The sequence below is a fragment of the Shinella sp. genome (genome assembly GCF_049651085.1).
GTDB lineage: Bacteria > Pseudomonadota > Alphaproteobacteria > Rhizobiales > Rhizobiaceae > Shinella.
Genome location: NZ_JBASBL010000020.1, coordinates 42,544 through 59,723 on the forward strand (window position 1 = coordinate 42,544; position 17,180 = coordinate 59,723).

The 17,180-nt window shown below is 62.0% G+C and carries 22 protein-coding genes and 2 tRNA genes; 7 read left to right on the forward strand and 17 right to left on the reverse strand.

From position 1 onward, the window contains the following. Positions 1–15: 15 nt before the first annotated feature. The 7 genes from WA950_RS11610 to WA950_RS11640 all read right to left on the reverse strand — a co-directional run bounded on the left by WA950_RS11610 (position 16) and on the right by WA950_RS11640 (position 5,908). Positions 16–483, reverse strand: coding sequence for a DUF1203 domain-containing protein (locus tag WA950_RS11610; protein WP_424551861.1), 468 nt, complete (start codon positions 481–483; stop codon positions 16–18). A 124-nt stretch (positions 484–607) separates the two neighbouring features. Continuing rightward, positions 608–1,168, reverse strand: a complete 561-nt coding sequence (locus WA950_RS11615) for an OmpA family protein (RefSeq protein ID WP_424551862.1) — start codon at positions 1,166–1,168, stop codon at positions 608–610. Between the two features lie 98 nt (positions 1,169–1,266). Beyond that, the gene (locus WA950_RS11620; RefSeq protein WP_424551863.1) at positions 1,267–1,857 is read right to left on the reverse strand and encodes a GNAT family N-acetyltransferase; all 591 of its coding nucleotides are present in this window, start codon (positions 1,855–1,857) and stop codon (positions 1,267–1,269) included. A 2-nt stretch (positions 1,858–1,859) separates the two neighbouring features. Beyond that, positions 1,860–2,714: a 3-mercaptopyruvate sulfurtransferase gene (sseA, locus tag WA950_RS11625; protein ID WP_424551864.1), complete on the reverse strand. Its 855-nt coding sequence runs from the start codon at positions 2,712–2,714 to the stop codon at positions 1,860–1,862. A 13-nt stretch (positions 2,715–2,727) separates the two neighbouring features. Further along, positions 2,728–3,471, reverse strand: coding sequence for an alanyl-tRNA editing protein (locus WA950_RS11630; protein ID WP_424551865.1), 744 nt, complete (start codon positions 3,469–3,471; stop codon positions 2,728–2,730). Positions 3,472–3,476: 5 nt separating this feature from the next. Then, entirely contained in the window at positions 3,477–4,517 is a 1,041-nt protein-coding gene (locus tag WA950_RS11635; RefSeq protein ID WP_424551866.1) for a cysteine synthase A, read from the reverse strand. Positions 4,518–4,642: 125 nt separating this feature from the next. Further along, on the reverse strand, positions 4,643–5,908 hold the full coding sequence (locus WA950_RS11640) for a class I SAM-dependent methyltransferase (protein WP_424551867.1): 1,266 nt from the start codon (positions 5,906–5,908) through the stop codon (positions 4,643–4,645). Between the two features lie 224 nt (positions 5,909–6,132). On the opposite strand from WA950_RS11640, the gene WA950_RS11645 reads away from it, so the two are divergent. Continuing rightward, positions 6,133–6,339 carry a hypothetical protein gene (locus WA950_RS11645; protein ID WP_424551868.1) on the forward strand — a complete coding sequence of 69 codons (207 nt, stop codon included), beginning with the start codon at positions 6,133–6,135 and terminating at the stop codon, positions 6,337–6,339. A 69-nt stretch (positions 6,340–6,408) separates the two neighbouring features. After that, positions 6,409–6,600 (forward strand): hypothetical protein, encoded by a 192-nt coding sequence (locus WA950_RS11650; protein WP_424551869.1) that lies wholly within the window; start codon positions 6,409–6,411, stop codon positions 6,598–6,600. A gap of 107 nt (positions 6,601–6,707) precedes the next feature. Here the strand turns inward: WA950_RS11650 and WA950_RS11655 are convergent. Beyond that, a tRNA-Asn gene (locus WA950_RS11655) sits at positions 6,708–6,782 on the reverse strand. Between the two features lie 186 nt (positions 6,783–6,968). Between WA950_RS11655 and WA950_RS11660 the strand changes: the two genes are divergently transcribed. Beyond that, positions 6,969–7,232 carry a hypothetical protein gene (locus WA950_RS11660; protein WP_424551870.1) on the forward strand — a complete coding sequence of 88 codons (264 nt, stop codon included), beginning with the start codon at positions 6,969–6,971 and terminating at the stop codon, positions 7,230–7,232. Between the two features lie 76 nt (positions 7,233–7,308). Continuing rightward, positions 7,309–7,785: a DUF2938 domain-containing protein gene (locus tag WA950_RS11665; protein ID WP_424551871.1), complete on the forward strand. Its 477-nt coding sequence runs from the start codon at positions 7,309–7,311 to the stop codon at positions 7,783–7,785. Positions 7,786–7,838: 53 nt separating this feature from the next. Here the strand turns inward: WA950_RS11665 and WA950_RS11670 are convergent, their stop codons facing one another. Together WA950_RS11670 and WA950_RS11675 are read right to left on the reverse strand one after the other, a co-directional pair. Continuing rightward, on the reverse strand, positions 7,839–8,159 hold the full coding sequence (locus WA950_RS11670; RefSeq protein ID WP_424551872.1) for an RcnB family protein: 321 nt from the start codon (positions 8,157–8,159) through the stop codon (positions 7,839–7,841). Between the two features lie 129 nt (positions 8,160–8,288). Next, positions 8,289–8,729: a PACE efflux transporter gene (locus tag WA950_RS11675; RefSeq protein ID WP_424551873.1), complete on the reverse strand. Its 441-nt coding sequence runs from the start codon at positions 8,727–8,729 to the stop codon at positions 8,289–8,291. Between the two features lie 82 nt (positions 8,730–8,811). Here WA950_RS11675 and WA950_RS11680 point away from each other — a divergent pair, with 82 nt between their 5' ends. After that, complete coding sequence (locus WA950_RS11680) at positions 8,812–9,744, forward strand: LysR family transcriptional regulator (protein ID WP_424551874.1); 933 nt, start codon at positions 8,812–8,814, stop codon at positions 9,742–9,744. A gap of 115 nt (positions 9,745–9,859) precedes the next feature. Next, positions 9,860–10,354, forward strand: a complete 495-nt coding sequence (locus WA950_RS11685) for a ferritin-like domain-containing protein (protein ID WP_424551875.1) — start codon at positions 9,860–9,862, stop codon at positions 10,352–10,354. 107 nt (positions 10,355–10,461) lie between these two features. On the opposite strand, the gene WA950_RS11690 is transcribed toward WA950_RS11685, so the two are convergent. From WA950_RS11690 to exbB, 6 genes are all read right to left on the reverse strand, one after another. Then, positions 10,462–10,866: an OsmC family protein gene (locus tag WA950_RS11690; protein WP_424551876.1), complete on the reverse strand. Its 405-nt coding sequence runs from the start codon at positions 10,864–10,866 to the stop codon at positions 10,462–10,464. Between the two features lie 93 nt (positions 10,867–10,959). After that, a complete protein-coding gene (locus WA950_RS11695) occupies positions 10,960–11,274 on the reverse strand; it encodes a hypothetical protein (RefSeq protein WP_424551877.1) in 315 nt (104 codons plus the stop codon). Positions 11,275–11,475: 201 nt separating this feature from the next. Beyond that, a tRNA-Cys gene (locus tag WA950_RS11700) sits at positions 11,476–11,549 on the reverse strand. A gap of 144 nt (positions 11,550–11,693) precedes the next feature. Continuing rightward, on the reverse strand, positions 11,694–13,742 hold the full coding sequence (locus WA950_RS11705) for an acyltransferase family protein (protein WP_424551878.1): 2,049 nt from the start codon (positions 13,740–13,742) through the stop codon (positions 11,694–11,696). A gap of 187 nt (positions 13,743–13,929) precedes the next feature. Next, positions 13,930–14,358 carry a TonB system transport protein ExbD gene (gene exbD, locus WA950_RS11710; protein ID WP_424551879.1) on the reverse strand — a complete coding sequence of 143 codons (429 nt, stop codon included), beginning with the start codon at positions 14,356–14,358 and terminating at the stop codon, positions 13,930–13,932. 4 nt (positions 14,359–14,362) lie between these two features. Continuing rightward, the gene (gene exbB / locus WA950_RS11715; protein WP_424552040.1) at positions 14,363–15,343 is read right to left on the reverse strand and encodes a tonB-system energizer ExbB; all 981 of its coding nucleotides are present in this window, start codon (positions 15,341–15,343) and stop codon (positions 14,363–14,365) included. Positions 15,344–15,692: 349 nt separating this feature from the next. On the opposite strand from exbB, the gene WA950_RS11720 reads away from it, so the two are divergent. Beyond that, on the forward strand, positions 15,693–16,343 hold the full coding sequence (locus WA950_RS11720; protein WP_424552041.1) for a protein-L-isoaspartate O-methyltransferase family protein: 651 nt from the start codon (positions 15,693–15,695) through the stop codon (positions 16,341–16,343). Between the two features lie 78 nt (positions 16,344–16,421). Here the strand turns inward: WA950_RS11720 and WA950_RS11725 are convergent, their stop codons facing one another. After that, positions 16,422–17,099 (reverse strand): alpha/beta hydrolase, encoded by a 678-nt coding sequence (locus tag WA950_RS11725; protein ID WP_424551880.1) that lies wholly within the window; start codon positions 17,097–17,099, stop codon positions 16,422–16,424. Between the last annotated feature and the right edge of the window lie 81 nt (positions 17,100–17,180).

The window sequence follows — 17,180 nt, forward strand, 5'->3', positions numbered from 1 at the left end:
GCGATCCGGGCCTTTTCATGCGCGCTCGACGCGGCACTGGTAGCAATTGTTGCGGGCCGAGCGGATGTGCAGGTAGGCGACGTCCTCGCGTGCGAGGAGTTCCGATGCGTAGTCCTGAATATCGGCATTCGGCACCGCGGCGCCGGTGCCGTAGAGGATACGGTTTTCCGTGCTGTAGCCGCGCACGATATAGCTGCTGCTCGTCAGCATCGGCGGCAGCTCGCCCGAAGGTTCGTGCGCCTTGCAGGGGGCGGCGTGAAGGAAGATCGGACCAGTCTCCGCATAAGGCTGGAGGGCCGGGAAGGGGCGGTGGGCGAGGATGAGATAGGGCTCGCCCGCCCCGACCAGCCGCAGGCAATGCCGGCAGGGCACGCCGTTGCCGTCGGAAACATGCCGTTCCGGTTTCAGGCCGTAGGCATCGTTCCCGCCGTCCCAATAGGCGGTTGCGGTTTCGGTCGGCATGGGCAGGAAGCGAATGGACATGGTGATCTCTCCGGTTGGTGTGCCGGGAGTTTCCATGCCTTTACGCCATCCCGACACCCGATTTCTGCGCGCCCGAATCAAAACCGCCGGCGTAAGGCCGGCGGTGAGGGGATATTTTCGGATATTAGCGCACGAACTCGTCGATGCGGCGGAGGGTGACGCGGCGGTTGCGCCATTCCTCGTTCCGCGTCGGGATGAGCAGGTATTCCTCGCCATAACCCACGGTTTCCAGCGCGCGCGACGGGAGGCCGAATTCCTGCACGAGAAGGCGCTTCAGCGATTCGGCGCGGCGTTCGGAGAGGATCTGGTTGGACGAGGCCGAACCGACGGCATCCGTATGACCTTCGATCAGGAAGACGGCGCGGCGGCGGCGACGCAGGAGTTTTTCCATGGCACGGGCGATCTGGCGCACTTTGCGGAATTCCGAACGCGGGATTTCGGCCGAAGCAAAGGCGAAGTTGATCGACTGGATGTTGATCGAAGGGGCCGCGCCGCGCAGATCCGGACGACGCTTGAATTCGCGTACCGTCACCCGTTCCTCATCGCGCATGCGGCGGGCGGGCGCGGCATCGAGGCGGCGCAGGATCATCTCTTCCGACGGGGTTTCCTGCGCGACCGCCAGGCGCGAGAAGGTAGGCACGGCGATGGCGGTCGCAAGGGCGGTCAGAAAAGCGCGACGTTGCATGGTGAAGTCTCCTTGTCGTTCTATCGTCTGTTGACTGGAAAGTGCCACGGGTGACCTGAAGGGAAGATGAACCGCCAGTTAGCTCTCGTTCAGAGTGTTTAACGCTGCGGGATGGGCAACTGGCAGTCGCGTTTGGCAAGTGACAGCAATTCGGCATCGGTGAGCGGAACGATCTCCGCATCCTCGGTCCCGATCGGCGAAAAGCCGAACATCTGGTACAGCTGGAGCGCGCGCGGATGGTCGAGGTTGTTGGTGGTGACGGTGACTCGCTTCGGCCCGGCCGCCCAGGCGGCATAGAGCGTCTGGAGCAGGAACCATTTGCCGATGCCGAGCCCCAGCGCACGCTCGAGCAGGCCGAAATGGGAAAGCTCGATCGTCTCCTCGTCGACCTGCAGCAGTTCGAAGAAGCCGGCCGGTGCGCCGTTGACATAGAGCACCGTCACGCTGTTGCGCTTGTCGTTGAGCGTGGCCGCCAGCGTCTCGTCGTCCATGCGCAGCCGATCGACCCAATGCCAGCGGCTGCCGACCTGCCGGTAGAGGAAGCGATAGAATGCGAGCGGGATTTCCGGCGCACCGAGGATGGCGGTATGCACATTGACCGGCACCGGCAGGCTCTGTTTTGGCGGCGCCGTCATTTCGAGCACCGTCATGTGAATCGCGATGGGCGCGCTCTGGGCCTTCCTGGCCATGCTCAATCCTTTCCGGTGACGACGGGCGTGTCGTCACGGCTGCCCCATTCGGACCACGAGCCATCATAGAGCGTGTTGTTCTCATGGCCGAGCGAATGGAGCGCCAGCGTGATGATCGCCGCGGTGACGCCGGAGCCGCAACTGGTGACGACGGGCCTGGAAAGGTCGATGCCCGCTTCCTCGAACTGCTTGCGAAGGCTTGCAAGGTCCTTGAACGCGCCGCCCTCGGAGAAGGATCCCGCCGGCATGTTTTTCGCACCGGGCATGTGGCCGGAGCGCATGCCGGCACGCGGTTCCGCCTCTTCGCCGGTAAAACGGCCCGCGCCACGCGCATCGGCGATCTGCTTCGAGCCCGTCGAGACGATGCCGCGCATCTCCTCGTAGGAGGTCACGGCATAGGGATTGAAATTGGTGCGGAAAATGGCCGGCGCCGGCTCCGGTAGGTCGGCCTGAAGCGGCCGTCCTTCCTTCTTCCAGCCGTCGAGGCCGCCATCCAGCACGAAAACGTTCCGGGCGCCCATGGTGTGGAACAGCCACCAGGCCCGCGGGGCGGAGAAGAATCCCGGACCGTCATGGACGACAATCGTGTCCGTGTCGCGAATGCCGAGCTTGCCGACTTCGGCCGCGAAGAGTTCCGGCGAGGGGATGGTATGCGGCAGGCCGCTCGAATGATCGGCAATTACGTCCTGGTCGAAGAAGACGGCGCCGGGAATGTGGCCGCTCGCATATTCGGAGGCACCGTTGCGGTTCTGCGCGGGAAGATACCAGGAGGCGTCGACGATGCGAAATTCCGGCGCGCCGAGCTGCTTTTCCACCCAGTCCGCCGAAACGACGAACCTGCTCTTGTCATTGGACATCGTATCCTCCCTGTCAGGCTTCGGAACCGGGCGCGCCGAAACGGATGCGGAACCGGCGGTTCTCCTTGCCCTTCTTTTCGATCTTGGCGATGTGGATCGCGCCGACCTCCTGCGTTTCGGAGACGTGCGTTCCGCCGCAGGGCTGGCTGTCGACGGACGAATTCTCGCCGATGCAGACGAGACTGACGCGGCCGAGACCCATCGGTGGGCGAACGTTCTTCGATTTCACGATGCCGGGATTGGCGGTCAGTTCCGCATCGGTGATCCACTGTACGAAGATCGGATGGTTTTCATCGACAAGCTTCATCAGCCTGGCCGTCACCTCGTCCTTGTCGATGGTCTCCGTCATGTCGAAATCGACCCGGCTGTCATCCTCGCCGACCGCAGCACCGGTGATCGGGTAGGGGCAGACGACGGAAAGCAGGTGGCAGGCGGTATGCATGCGCATCAGCTTGTAGCGGCGCACCCAGTCGATATGGGCGACGACCGTCTCGCCGACGATCGGCAGCATTTCGCCCTCAAGCGGGCGATGGATGACGATTTCCTTGGTCGCGCCGGTTGCGGCCGGGCCGAGCGCGATGCGCGTGCCGTCGGCGCGCTCCAGAAAGCCCGTATCGCCGGGCTGGCCGCCCGACGTCGCATAGAAACAGGTCTGATCGAGCTCGACGCCGCCGTCCTCGTGCACCGCCGTCACCACCGCCTCGTTTGTCGAAAGATAGAAATCGTCACGAAAGAGGGCAGTGGTGGGAAGGGACATGAGACCTATTCTACCGGCTGATAGGGGACCTTGATCCCCGATTTCGCCTGTAGCCATCCCGGAACGGGCAGGCCCTTCGAATCGAGGAAGTCCGCGTTGAAGAGTTTCGACTGATAGCGGTTAGCATAGTCGCACAGGATCGTCACGATCGTGTGGCCGGGGCCGAGGTCCCTCGCAAGGCGGATTGCGCCTGCAATATTGATGCCGGTGGAGCCGCCGACGGCAATGCCCTCCTTCTCGATCAGGTCGAAGACCAGCGGAACGGCCTCGGAATCCGGGATCTGGTAGGAGTAATCCGGCGTGAAGCCTTCGAGGTTTGCCGTGATGCGGCCCTGGCCGATGCCCTCAGTGATCGAACTGCCGGACGACTTCAGCTCGCCATGCGCATAGTAGTTGTAGAGCGCCGCGCCGTCCGGATCGGCAAGCGCGATCTTGATGTTCGGGTTTTTGGCGCGCAGTCCCGCGGCGACGCCGGCAAGCGTACCGCCCGAACCGACCGCCGAAACGAAGCCGTCGACTTTGCCCTCGGTGTCGCGCCAGATTTCCGGCGCAGTCGTCTCGATATGGGCATCGCGGTTGGCAACATTGTCGAACTGGTTGGCCCAGATCGCGCCATTCGGCTCGGTCTTTGCAAGCTGCTCTGCCAGGCGGCCGGAAAGCTTCACGTAGTTGTTCGGGTTCTTGTAGGGAACGGCCGGGACTTCCACCAGTTCGGCGCCGAGCAGGCGTAGCGCGTCCTTCTTTTCCTGGCTCTGGGTTTCCGGAATGACGATCACCGTGCGATAGCCGAGCGCCTGGGCCACCAGCGCAAGGCCGATACCGGTATTGCCGGCCGTCCCCTCGACGATGACGCCGCCGGGGCGCAGCGCCCCTGAACGTTCCGCCGCGCGGATGATGAAGAGCGCCGCGCGGTCCTTGACCGACTGGCCGGGGTTCAGGAATTCCGCCTTGCCGAGGATTTCGCAGCCCGTCGCGTCGGAGGCGCCCTTGAGCCGGATTAGCGGCGTGTTACCGATTGCATCCAGAACGGACGGAAGAATGGACATGGGACCCGAGCCTCGCGCATTGGTGCCTAGATTATCAAGCCGTCTTTTCGGCCGGCAAGACGCCCTTGGCAAGAAATCGTGTTCTTTGAGAAGGCGCTTCCGGAGGGATTTTTTCCACTGACGGTTCAGGTGAGGGGCCGCGTATAGACCACCTGCCGCACGTCGATGTTTTTCGCTCGGAAACCCGCTTCGCAATAATAGAAGTAGAACTCCCAGAGCTTGCGGAAGCGGTCGTCGAAGCCCAGCGGCACGATGCGCTCCCAGGCCGCCCAGAAGCGGTGCCGCCATTCGGCGAGCGTGCGGGCATAGTCGTGGCCGAAACCGATATCGGAGGCCGTGGAGAGCCCGAACTGGTGGCCTAGCGAGGAAAGATGCTCGCGGGTCGGCAGCATGCCGCCGGGAAAGACGTATTTCTGGATGAAGTCGGGATTGGCGCGGTATTCGACATAGGCCTCCTGCAGGATGGTGATGATCTGCAGGCCAGCCCGGCCGCCCGGCTTCAGGCATTCGTTCAGCTTGGAAAAATAGGCCGGCCAGTATTTCTCACCGACCGCCTCGAACATCTCTATGGAGACGATGCGGTCATAGCTGCCCTTCTCGTCGCGATAGTCCTGGAATTTCAGTTCCACCCGATCCGAAAGGCCGGCTTTCGCCATGCGCTCGCGCGCGAAGGCGAGCTGTTCGCGGCTGATCGTCAGCCCCGTGACCCTGCAGCCGATTTCGCCTGCGGCGAATTCCGCAAAGCCACCCCAGCCGCAGCCGATTTCCAGCACATGGTCGTTCGGCCCTATCCCGGTCGCCTCGGCAAGCGCGCGGTACTTGGCAACCTGTGCGGAGGTGAGGTCGTTCGCGCCGCCAGAATAGAGCGCGGAGGAATAGGTCATCGTCGGGTCGAGCCACTGGGAATAGAACTCGTTGCCGAGATCGTAGTGCGCCGAGATGTTGCGCTGCGCGCCGCGCTTGGTGTTGGTGTTCAGCCAGTGGCGGAATTTCTCCGCAAGGAGCAGGATACCGCGCGGTCCGTTGGTGTAGTTGCCGACGACTTTCGTGTTGATGAGGATCAGTTCGAGGAAGGCGCCGGCGTCCGGGCTCTCCCAATCGCCGTCCATGTAGCTTTCGGCAACGCCGATCGTTCCGCCGCTGACGGCGCGGGTCACGAGGTTCCAGTTGTTGAGCGTCACGGCGGCGTGCGGGCCGGGCGTCTTGCCGCCGATCACGAAGTTTTGTCCGCCGGGGATCGTCATTGAGAGCGCGCCCGCTTCAAGGCCGAGGAGGCCGCGCAGCACCATCCTGGCGCGGAAGGGTAGGCCCTTCGTGCGTTCGGAGAAATTCTCCGGCGTCAGCCGGTCACGGTTCGAAAGCAGCGTCTCTGAAATCATTTCAGTCGTCATCGATTGCCCCTCTGCCAACCCGACGTGAGGGAAAGCTAGCGTCAATGGCTCAAAACGCCAAGACGTGAATCGCGAGAGGCGGGATCGCATCGCGCGGCCCGCCGGCGAGAAAGGGATCGGGATTTTAACGAACTGTTAGCAAGGATGGTTAATTTTGTGTCTATCCGGCGGTGGCGGAACGGAAATCCCCGTCGTCCGTTTGGACGGAAACTGGAGACACCATGATGCTTTTCGGATTTTTTCAGAGCCCTCCCGCCAAGGACGACGAGATCGCCACCGGGACCTTTGCGGACGGGGTGATCGGGACGCCGCTGGTCGACGTTTCCGCCCGCCCGCGCGAGTATAGCCAGTCCTTTCGCCGCATCGCCCATGAGCGCGACTATGGCGCCGCCCGCACGGCCGGAGAGACTGGCGCCGGAATGGTGCCCTGATCCGTTTGCTACGCCGGGAACAATCGCGCGCCCGGCGAGTTACTCCTCTCCGCATGGGAGGAGCGCGCCATGAGCCATCACATCGACAATCGCCAGTTCGGCCCCCAGCAGATCCGCCCCGTCCTCAATGTCGCTGAACATTGCCAAAAGAACGGGGTGGACAAGGCGCAGGAACGCAAGCTCCTGCTGCTCTTCGGCCGCTTTGCCAGCCGCCACGAACTCCAGATGAATATCAAGCGCCCGCCGCAGAACCGACGATAGCGGCGCCAGCGTTTCTGACGAGCAGGCCGCACCGTCCGGGGCGGCTTTAGTGGCTTGTGGCTGAAAAGCAGAAGGGCCGCGCTTTTTCAGCGCAGCCCTTCAAAATTTGGCTCCCCGGGCCGGATTCGAACCGGCGACCTGTCGATTAACAGTCGAATGCTCTACCGCTGAGCTACCAGGGATTATCCCGCTCGGGGCGGAATGAGCGCGTAATACAAACGCTGGATCGATTTGCCAAGCGCTTTTTTGACAAAAAGAGACTTCAAGCTTGATTGATTGTGGAGAAGTCTCCAACTGGGAAGGGGAATTGCCTGGAAATCCGGGCTTTGCAGACAAATGAGCAATGAATGACGGCACGAAAAAGAAACATGCATTTTGGCATAGACCCCCGCACGCGGGAGATCGTCATCGGCTCGTTGCGCATGAAACTGCCGGAATCGCGCTGGCTGCGCACCACGATCGGCGTGCTTCTCGTCTGCGGGGGCATGCTCGGCTTCCTGCCCGTGCTCGGATTCTGGATGGTGCCGCTCGGCCTGCTGGTGCTTTCGCACGATTCTCATCTTGTGCGCCGCCAGCGACGCCGCTTCGCTGTGTGGTGGGCTACCCGAAAGGCGCGGCGCAACCCTCGCTGACCTGCACGCCCTTTATTGCACGCGGCAGGCGGACCTGCTCTAACCCCTTGCGTCAATTACAGGTGAGGGGACGTGCATGGACTTGCTGGTTAAGGGTGTCGTGATCGGGGCAGGCGCGACGGTGTTGATGGATGTGTGGGCGATCTTGCTCTGGAAAGGGTTTGGCCAGTCACGGCCGAACTGGGCGCCGGTCGGGCGCTGGTTCTGGCATCTGAAGAACGGCACCGTCTTTCATGACGATATCGGCAAGGCAGAGCCCTATGCCAATGAACTGGCGCTCGGCTGGATCGGCCACTATGCCGTCGGCATTCTCTATGGCGTCATTCTGGCATTGATCGCCGGTGCGGCCTGGTTCGCCGCGCCGACCTTCCTGCCGGCGTGGATTCTAGGCATTGTCACCGTCGGTGCCGGCTGGTTCCTGCTGCAGCCCGGCCTCGGCCTCGGTTTCGCGGCCTCGAAGCTGGCGAATGCGAACAAGGTGCGGGCCCTCAATCTGGTCGCACATACGGTCTTTGCTCTGGGGCTTTATGGAACGGCGCTGCTCATTCGCTGAACGGTATGAGTGAAAATGCCACCGCGGCCGGGTGCTGCGGTGGCATTCTTGTTTTAGCGACCGGCGGCGACGCCGAGGATCAGACCGGTGGCGACGCTCATCAGGAGGTAGGAATTGTCCACCTTCACCCACTGCTGGCCACGGCCGGGCTTGCGCAGGCCATGGCGATGATAGTCGCGCACGGCCGGACGACGCTTCCAATCCGAATAGCGCTCACCCTTGCGCCAGTTGTGCCGCTTCTTGGTCTTGTGCTTGTCCCAGGAGGAGGAATAGCCGGGCTTGCGGTCGTGACCGTAGTTCTGGGCCTGCGCCATGGGAGCTGCGGCGAAGGTCAGGGCGACGGCGGCGAGAAGGGTGCGGGTGAAGATCTTCATCGGTTGGTTCCTCGTTGTTGGTGAGAGGAACCTAGTGCCGGGCTGATGAACGAAAGCTGAATTGAACATTACATTTTTGTAATTAAAACAGCATCTTAACCTGTGTGTTGATTCTGTGGCGCCGCTGCCTCACGCGGATGCGTGGGGCAGTGGAGGCGAGGCCTGGATCGGAAATGCCCAGTCGTAGAAGATATTGAAGGTGAAGGCGTAGACCAGGTAGAAGGCGACGACAGCAATATCGAGCAGCAGCGCCGTCATCAGGCTGATCCCGAGATACCAGGCGATGAAGGGGATGAGGATGACGATCAGCCCGGCCTCGAAAAGGGCCGTATGGGCGATGCGGATCCGCATCGTCTTGTGCACGCTGCCCCGAATGCGCAGCATGGCCCGGTCGAAACCCAGGTTGAAGACGAAGTTCCACAGCGTCGCCGCGGTCGCGGAGACGACGCCGATGACGCCCATATGCCCGATGGGCTGGTCGAAGAGAATGGCGGCGCCCGGCGTAAAGATCGCCAGGCCGATAAGCTCGAACATGACCGCATGACGGACACGATCGCGGAAGGTACGCATTTCATTTCCTTTCTGTTGTTGCCGGCACGTCTATCTGATATTTACGGGAATAAAAGTTAGATACTATCCGAAATAGAGATAGATGACCGTTTCGCTCGAACAGCTCGATGCCTTCGTGACCGCCGCGGAACACGGCTCGTTCTCGGCTGCTGCGCGGCATTTGCGCAAGGCGCAGTCGGCGATCAGCCTGCTTGTCTCGTCGCTGGAAGACGATCTCGGGGTCAAGCTGTTCAGCCGGGCGACACGCAATCCGACGCTCACCGACGCAGGCAGGAGGCTGCTCCCCGAGGCCCGGCTGATTCTCGACCGCCGCGAGCATTTGATCGGCGTTGCCAGGGACTTCGAGGAGCATGTGGAAACGCGTCTGGCCGTCGCCATCGACGAGCTTTATCCCGAGCCCGCTGTCGGTGCGCTGTTTGCGGCCTTTGCCAAACAGTTTCCCCATGTAGAACTCGAACTGCTTTTCCCGCCCACCAAGGACGTCGAGGGGCTCGTTCTGGAAGGAAAGGCCGATCTCGGCGTGATGTGGCGCCAGGAAAATCTTCCGCCGACGCTGGGCTTTCATACCATCGGCTGGGTTCCCCTCATTCTCGTGTGCGGCCGAGACCATCCGTTGGCCGGCTCGCCCGTGACATGGGAGGAGCTCAAGCGGCACCGCCAGATCATGGTCACGAAGCGCAGCAGCGGGATGGAAACGCATCGTCTGCGCGTGGCCGCCGAGGTCTGGTGGGTCGAAAGCCATTGGGTCATCCTGCAGATCCTGCAGCAGGGTATAGGCTGGGCGCTGATCCCGGAGCATATCCTGACCAATTCTCCGCTGGTGCCCGGGCTGGCCACGCCGTCGCTGCAATTCGATGAAGGCGCGCATCCCGTCGCGCTGGAACTGATCTGGAACAAGCAGCGCCCCGCCGGTCCGGCGGCAAAATGGCTTCGCGAACAATGCGCTGCTGCCGGAATCAAGAACGGCGTGGCGGAAGAGGCTCCCGGCTTCGCCAATCGCGTGACCGTTCCGTGAGCATCCGGTTTAGGCTCCGGCGTCCCGCGTCCGGGCTCCCTTCGAAAGGACCGTGGAACGATTCGCGCACGGATTGCTTTCTCTTCGGCCACTCATTGGCCCAAGGAGAGAATTCATGAAATCGCTGTCTGATATTTTTGAACACACGCTGCAGGATATCTACTACGCCGAGATCGCGATCACCAAGGCGCTTCCCAAGGTCGCAAAGGCGGCCAGGAGCGCCGAGTTGAAGAAGGCAGCCGAAGAGCACCTTTCGGAAACGAAGGAACAGATCAAGAAGCTGGAGCAGGTCTTCAAGTCGATCGGCAAGAAGGCATCCGGCGAAAAGTGCGACGCCATCGAGGGGCTGATCAAGGAAGCCGACGGGCTGATGGACGAGGCCGAGGGCACCGCGCTGGACGCCGGCCTCCTGGCCGCCTGTCAGGCGGTCGAGCACTACGAAATTGCCCGCTACGGTTCTCTGCGCGAATGGGCCAAGGACCTGGGCCATGACGAGGCGCACAAGCTTCTGAGCGAGATCCTCGATCAGGAGAAGGCGACGAACAACAAGCTGACGAACCTGGCTGTGACATCGATCAACAAGACGACGGCCAAGGCCAGGGCGTCCTGAGCGAGACGCTGCGCTACGCCTTATCGACGCATGGTTTCGGCCATGGCAGCGTCCAGGCCGGGAAAGGAGCCCGGCACAGGTTCACGCCGGGGCTCCTTCGTTCATCACTAACCTTGCGTCAGGGAAACCGGAATGCCGATCTTCAAGGAGTTGGCGACCGTGCTGATTTCCCACGCTTTTTCGATCAGGCTGGACGGATCGCCATCATCCGGCATCTCGATTTCAACCGCGATGTCGGCTTTGGTTACGATGAGGGGCGATCCTTCCAGAACGAGGGCAACCCGGACGGATATGGCGCCGATTTCACGTCCGAGGTTGTGAGCAATGTAGCGGAGGTCGTTGCAGTAGCAGCCGCCGATTGCCAGGCCAAGCAGTTGCGCGCCGTTGAACCCCAGGCCTCTTCCGCCCGCCTTGCCATCCGGCCGGTCAACGACGACCGTATGGCTACCGGCCCATCCAAGGGCAGCTTCGGTTCCAGCAATATTCCGCAATTCAACCGCCGAAACGACCATGTCGCCCTCCCAGGGTTAGCTCATTGCGTCAGAACGACATCAAAGCGACCCGGAGGTGGGCGTCGGGAGCGACGCTGGCTCTACCGGGGCAAGCTAGTCCGATGGCTTGGTCGGGCGCACGAGGGAGATGACGCGCGGCTTGGATGGTGCATCGAGCCACTCGATCCACTTCTCCCGCTCTTCGATCGTGTCGAAGAACCGCCAGATCTTATATTCCTCGTCGGTGGTCTCCAGCATTTCGCCGAGGGATATGAGCTCCAGGGGAAGCGTCACCTCGTTCCCATCGAAGCGAACGAAATAGATCCCTTCGGCAGCGAGCCGAACGACCTGGCCGGTGCCATAACTTCCATCGGGATCGTCGAGCGTGAAGTAGGTGCCGGTCAACGTGTCGATTATTTTGTCGCTCATGGGATTCCAATGCCAGTCCAGGAAAATGTACGTCGTGAGAGATTCGCCCAGGCCCGTGCGAAAGGCAAGACGGTCGATGATGTCTAGCCTGAAGCGGGTTTTAAGGCCAACCGGGAAACGCCAGCCGTTCGAGACAGCATGAAACGAAAAACGCGGCCGATTGGGCCGCGTTATAATGCTGAATTTTCAGCTGCAATTTGTTGGAGGCCTCGCCCGGAATCGAACCGGGGTGCAAGGATTTGCAGTCCTCTGCGTAACCACTCCGCCACGAGGCCGTCCGTTTGCTATAAAGCGAGTGGTGCCGGGCGTTTAGAACGAATTCAGAGTGGGTGCAAGGGGCTTCATTCTGAAATGTCGTCCCTTTTTTCGACTTTGCCGATATTTCAGCAGAATTCCACCACGCGGCGCACCTGTTGATCTCAATCGCGCAGAAACGGATGGAGAATTTCCGCGGTCAGCAGCGAAGCGCCGTCGCCCGACAGGTGGTCGTCATCCGAATAGTAGCGCTTGCCGCCGAACTGCACCACGCACCGTCCCTTTATGAACGTGTCGCAGAGGGCGCGATCGGGATGGACGTGGGTGATGGTCGGACCGCTTATCCCGTCGAGCAGGGCGCCGGTAAACGCATTGCGGCTTTGGTATCGCTCGTAGGAGGTCGATATCGCCTCGGGAAGGCGGCCGTCCTCGAGATAGCGGATGAAATTGTATCGCTTGATGTCGATGCCTGTTTCAGGAACCTGATGGACGATCGAGAGAGGCAGGCCGGTCGCCTGAAGCTTATCGAACATACGCTTCACTGCCTGCTCCTTTGCGGGCGCCTGAATGCTTCTTTCGCCGTTTTCGCCCCGGGCCTCGTAGATGCGCTCCTTGTCCAGCTCGACGCCGCCCTCGCCATTGTCGAAGGTCAGGCGGTCGATCTTTCCGGGTACCGGATAGAGGCGGTAGTTCCAGCGGATCGCGACGATGATGCCGTCGGCCTCGCGCTTGAGGAAGTCCAGCGTTTCGTCGAATGCCTGCATGCAAGTCTCGAACCGGTCGTCGGGAAGACCCTCTACGGTGACGTAGGGGACCGGCTCGCACTGCGTGACGTTGACGCGCAGGCCACGGATGTTGAGGCGCTTGAATTCCTTGTCCAGCGTGGCGCGGAACGCATCGGCGTGGGAATCTCCATAGAGCGCGATCGTTTGCGTGCCGTTTTCGTCGCCGAAGGCGCAGCCTTGCGGAACGCTCGATCCGTTGACGGCGAAATAGGTGCAGGCTACGCCGTCCTGAAGCTCGGGCGCGTCGAGGACGGCCACGACCTCTGCGGGGAACCGATCGGGAAATCCGCCGGTCCTGACGGCCGAAAAACCGATCACGCCAAGGAGGACGAGACTGGCGACGGCCAGCGAGAGGACCCGCTTTGCCTCCAGCTTGTGCAGGCGCTTGGACGGGATCTCGATGAATTTCCAGGTCAGGAGGCCGAGCGCGATCGATAGAGCAGCGAGAGCCAGCGCTTCGGCGAGCGAAAGGGCATCGAGACTGCGCAGGCGCGCGAAGGCGAGGACCGGCTGGTGCCAGAGATAGGCGCTGTAGCTGGAAAGGCCGATCAGCTGGAGCGGCCGGCAGGCGAGAAATCGGTAGATGAGGCTTCCCTGCCGAACGAAAAGGAGAACGAGAACGGTTCCCAGCACCGGTACAAGAGCATTGTAGCCGGGAAACCGGGTGGTGCTGGTAAACAGGAAAACGGACACGGCAATTGCGCCCAGCCCGACAGCCGCCAGCAGTTCCGCCATGCGGTCGCTGATCGCATCGAGGCGTGCCGACACGCTATAGCCGGCGAGTGCGGCGACGATGGAGCCGGCGAGGATTTCGAAGGCGCGCGAGGGGAGGAGGAAGTAGGCCGCTTCCGGATAGTGACGGACCATCTTGCCGGACAGGTAAAGCCCTGCGATTGCCATCGCGATCACGCACGGCAGGACAAGCCGCGGCGCGAACTTCCAGATCACGGCGAGAATGATCGGGAAGAGAATGTAATATTGTTCTTCGACCGCCAGGCTCCAGGTGTGGAGGAGAGGTTTCAGCTCTGCCTGGACGTCGAAATAACCGCTCTCCTGCCAGAACAGGATGTTGGAGGAGAAGGTCGCGACCGCGACGACGCTATCTGCAAATTTCTGAAAATCCTGCGGCGCCATCCACAGCCACCCGGCGGCAAAGCTGGCAAGGGTCACGACGGTCAGCGCCGGCAGGATACGCACGCAGCGCCGTCGGTAGAAGTCGATGATCGAATAGGTGCCGTTCCGGTGGGCATCGAGCAGGATGCGCGTAATCAGGTAGCCGCTGATGACGAAGAAGACGTCGACCCCGACATACCCGCCGCCCACCCAGGGCATGCCGGCATGAAAGAGGATCACCGGCACCACGGCGATGGCGCGAAGACCGTCGATTTCCGTGCGGTAGGCGGTCTTGGACGAGGCGGCGTCTGACATGTCTATCCTGAAGCAGTTTCTGGTGCCGCGCAAACCTGCGGCGAGGAAATGCGCTGGGTCGGGCCGCAATCGAGCTGATTGCGTGAGCCTTGCCCGTACCATTGCAATTGCAATCTCGGCAAGATGCCGGCCTGCTTCAGGAGTTTCGGCCGGGAAGCCGGCGCGCCGGATGCGCGCCGCTTGAGGCTTATTGCGCGGGGGCGCCTTCGAGGCCGACCAGGGCGATCTTGGCGTAACCGGCGGCGCGCAGCAGGTTCATGACGTCCATCACGCTGCCGTAATCCACCGCCTTGTCGGCGCGCAGCAGGATACGGGCATCCTTGTTGCCCTCGGTAACGGTGTCGAGCTCGGGGCCGAAATTGTCGCGGGCGATCTCGCCATTGCCGATCGAGACGGTGAGGTCCTTCTTCAGCGTCATGAAGATCGGCTTGTCCTCGCGCGGCGCCGGCTGGGCGACGGAGGAGGGCAGGTCGACATTGATGTCGACGGTGGCGAGCGGGGCGGCCACCATGAAGATGATGAGCAGCACCAGCATGACGTCGATGAAGGGCGTCACGTTGATTTCGCTGTTTTCCTCGAGGTCGTCGCCGAGGCCTTCCTTGATCTTTCCGGCCATGTCGTTACCCGATCTTCACGACGGAGCCGGCGGCGCGTTCGCTGCGCTGCGCGGGGCTTCGCTGGGCGCGGCGGACGTCCAGGTCGCGGCTGGCGAGCCGTTCGATGGCAGCGGAAGCGTCGGCAAGGTTCTGGCGGTATCCGGTGATCGCACGGGCGAGGAAGTTGTAGATCACGACGGCGGGAATGGCCGCGACGAGGCCGATTGCAGTTGCAAGCAGGGCTTCGGCGATGCCGGGCGCCACGATGGCGAGGTTGGTGGTCTGCGCCTTCGAGATGCCGATGAACGAGTTCATGATCCCCCAGACCGTGCCGAACAGGCCGACGAAGGGCGCTGTCGAGCCGATCGTGGCGAGAAGGCCCGTGCCCTTGGCGATCTGGCGGCCTGCGCGCACTTCCATGCGGGTGAGGCGGGAGGCGATACGCTCCTTCACGCCGCCGTCCGACACATGGTCGAGAACGCTTTCGGACGCTTCCATTTCTTCGCGCGCGGCGCGGGTCATGCGCGAGACGACGCCGTTGCTGCGGCTGAGAGCCTGTTCGCCATCTGCAAGGCCGCGCGCGGCGATAAGCTGCTGAACCGCCTTGCTTGCGGAGCGCTGCGCCCCGCCAAGTTCGGCGAGCTTCACCAGCAGCACCGTCCAGGTAACGATGGAGGCGAAGGCAAGGCCTGCCATCACGCCCTTGACGACGATGTCCGCCGCCATGAACATGCCCCACGGCGAAAGGTCGTGTGGCAATCCGGCCTGACGTGCCTCGCCCTCGTCGAGGGCGTCGAGTTCCGTGGCCTCGTTCTCTTCGTCAGCCGTGATCGGGGTCGCGGACGTATCGGCAGTGCCTTCGCTTGCCGCTGGCCGGGAGGTCGTGTCCGTGGTGGTGGTCGTCGTTGCCGCGCCGGACGTTTGGCCGGCTTCAGGCTGGCTGTCCGTCTGGATCGAGGGCGACTGGGCCTGCGCCAAAACAGCGTGCGGGGCGGCGAGCGCCATCAGGATGATCGCGGATAGCAGTCGAAACCGTTTCAGCACGGGGTATTCCTTTAGAATATCTCAGTTCAAGCGGAGCCCGTTCCGGGAAGCGGGCAGGGTGCGGGCGCCAGCGCCCTAAAACCTGAATGCTCAATACGACATTCTATATGGTGCAGGCAATAATATGTTGAGTATTTTATTCATGATAAAGGAATGGCCCTGATATGTGGCGGTGCCTGCGGTTTTTGCGCGCGACCGGCCGCCGCCTATGGACACTCGCCCCGAAACCGCTCTAAGAGAATTGCAACGCATCCGGCATGGTCGGGCCTTTGCGCCGGTCTACGCCGTTTTACTCCAAGGGCTAGAGATGATTGACTACAAAGCAGCGCGCACGAAGATGGTGGACAACCAGATCCGTACGACGGATGTGACGTCGCACGAGGTGCTCGACGCCTTCCTGACCGTTCCGCGCGAAGAGTTCGTGCCCGCGGCCGTAAAGCCGCTCGCCTATATCGACGATGACAGCCAGATTGCGCCGGGCCGCTATCTGATGGAGCCGTCGCCGCTCGCCAAGCTGATCCAGCTCGCCGAAATCGCCGTGAGCGACGTGGTGCTGGAAGTCGGCTGCGGCACCGGTTACGCCTCGGCGATTCTCTCCCGGCTCGGTAGCTCGGTTGTCGCGCTCGAAAGCGATGCGGACCTTGCCGCGACCGCAACGGAAACGCTTGCCCGCCTCGGCTACGACAATGTTGCCGTTGTGACCGGCGATCTCGAAGCCGGCTATGCGCCGGAAGCGCCTTATGACGTGATCTTCCTGCAGGGGGCCGTCGAGTTCGTCCCCGAGGCGCTCTTTGCGCAGTTGCGCGACGGTGGCCGCCTCGTCGTGGTCGAAGGCTACGGCAATGCCTCGCAGGCCCGCCTCTATATCAAGGAAAGCGGCCGCGTTGCCGAGCGCAATGTCTTCAATACCGCCGTGAAGCCGCTGCCAGGCTTCCGCAAGGCGAAAGAATTCGTGTTCTGATAGCGCCTCGCGCGGATTAAAAAGAAGAAGCCCGGTTGCCATTGGCAACCGGGCTTCGTTCATTCGGGCCTTCGGTCGTTAACGGATACGCTTGGCGGCCGGTTCCGGTGTCAGCTCGCCGGCGAGGCGGCGATCGAGGTAATCCTCGCATTCGGCCATCAGCGTTTCGGTCTGGCCGTTGAAGAAGTGGTTGGCGCCCGGCACCGTGCGGTGCGTGATCAGGATGCCCTTCTGCGTCTTCAGCTTTTCCACGAGGACGTTGACGTCCTTTTCCGGTGCAACCTTGTCGGCGTCGCCATTGATGATGAGGCCGGATGACGGGCAGGGCGCAAGGAACGAGAAGTCATAGGTATTCGGCTGCGGCGCGATCGACATGAAGCCTTCGATCTCCGGACGGCGCATCAGGAGCTGCATGCCGATCCAGGCGCCGAAGGAATAGCCGGCGACCCAGCAGCTCTTGGAATCGGGATGCAGGCTCTGCACCCAGTCGAGCGCGGATGCCGCATCCGACAGTTCGCCCGCGCCATGGTCGAACTCGCCCTGGCTGCGGCCGATGCCGCGGAAGTTGAAACGCAAGGTCGTGAAACCACGCTTCTGGAACATGTAGAAGAGCTGGTAGACGATCTGGTTGTTCATCGTCCCGCCAAATTGCGGATGCGGATGCAGCACGATGGCGATCGGGGCGTTCTTCTGCTTGGACGGCTGGTAACGGCCCTCAAGGCGACCGGCGGGTCCGTTGAAGATGATTTCGGGCATTCTTACTCCGGCAGGTTCACGTTCGGGAACAGATTCTTGTCAATTGAAGTCTTGACGAAAGCACTCAGCTTTTCTAGAACC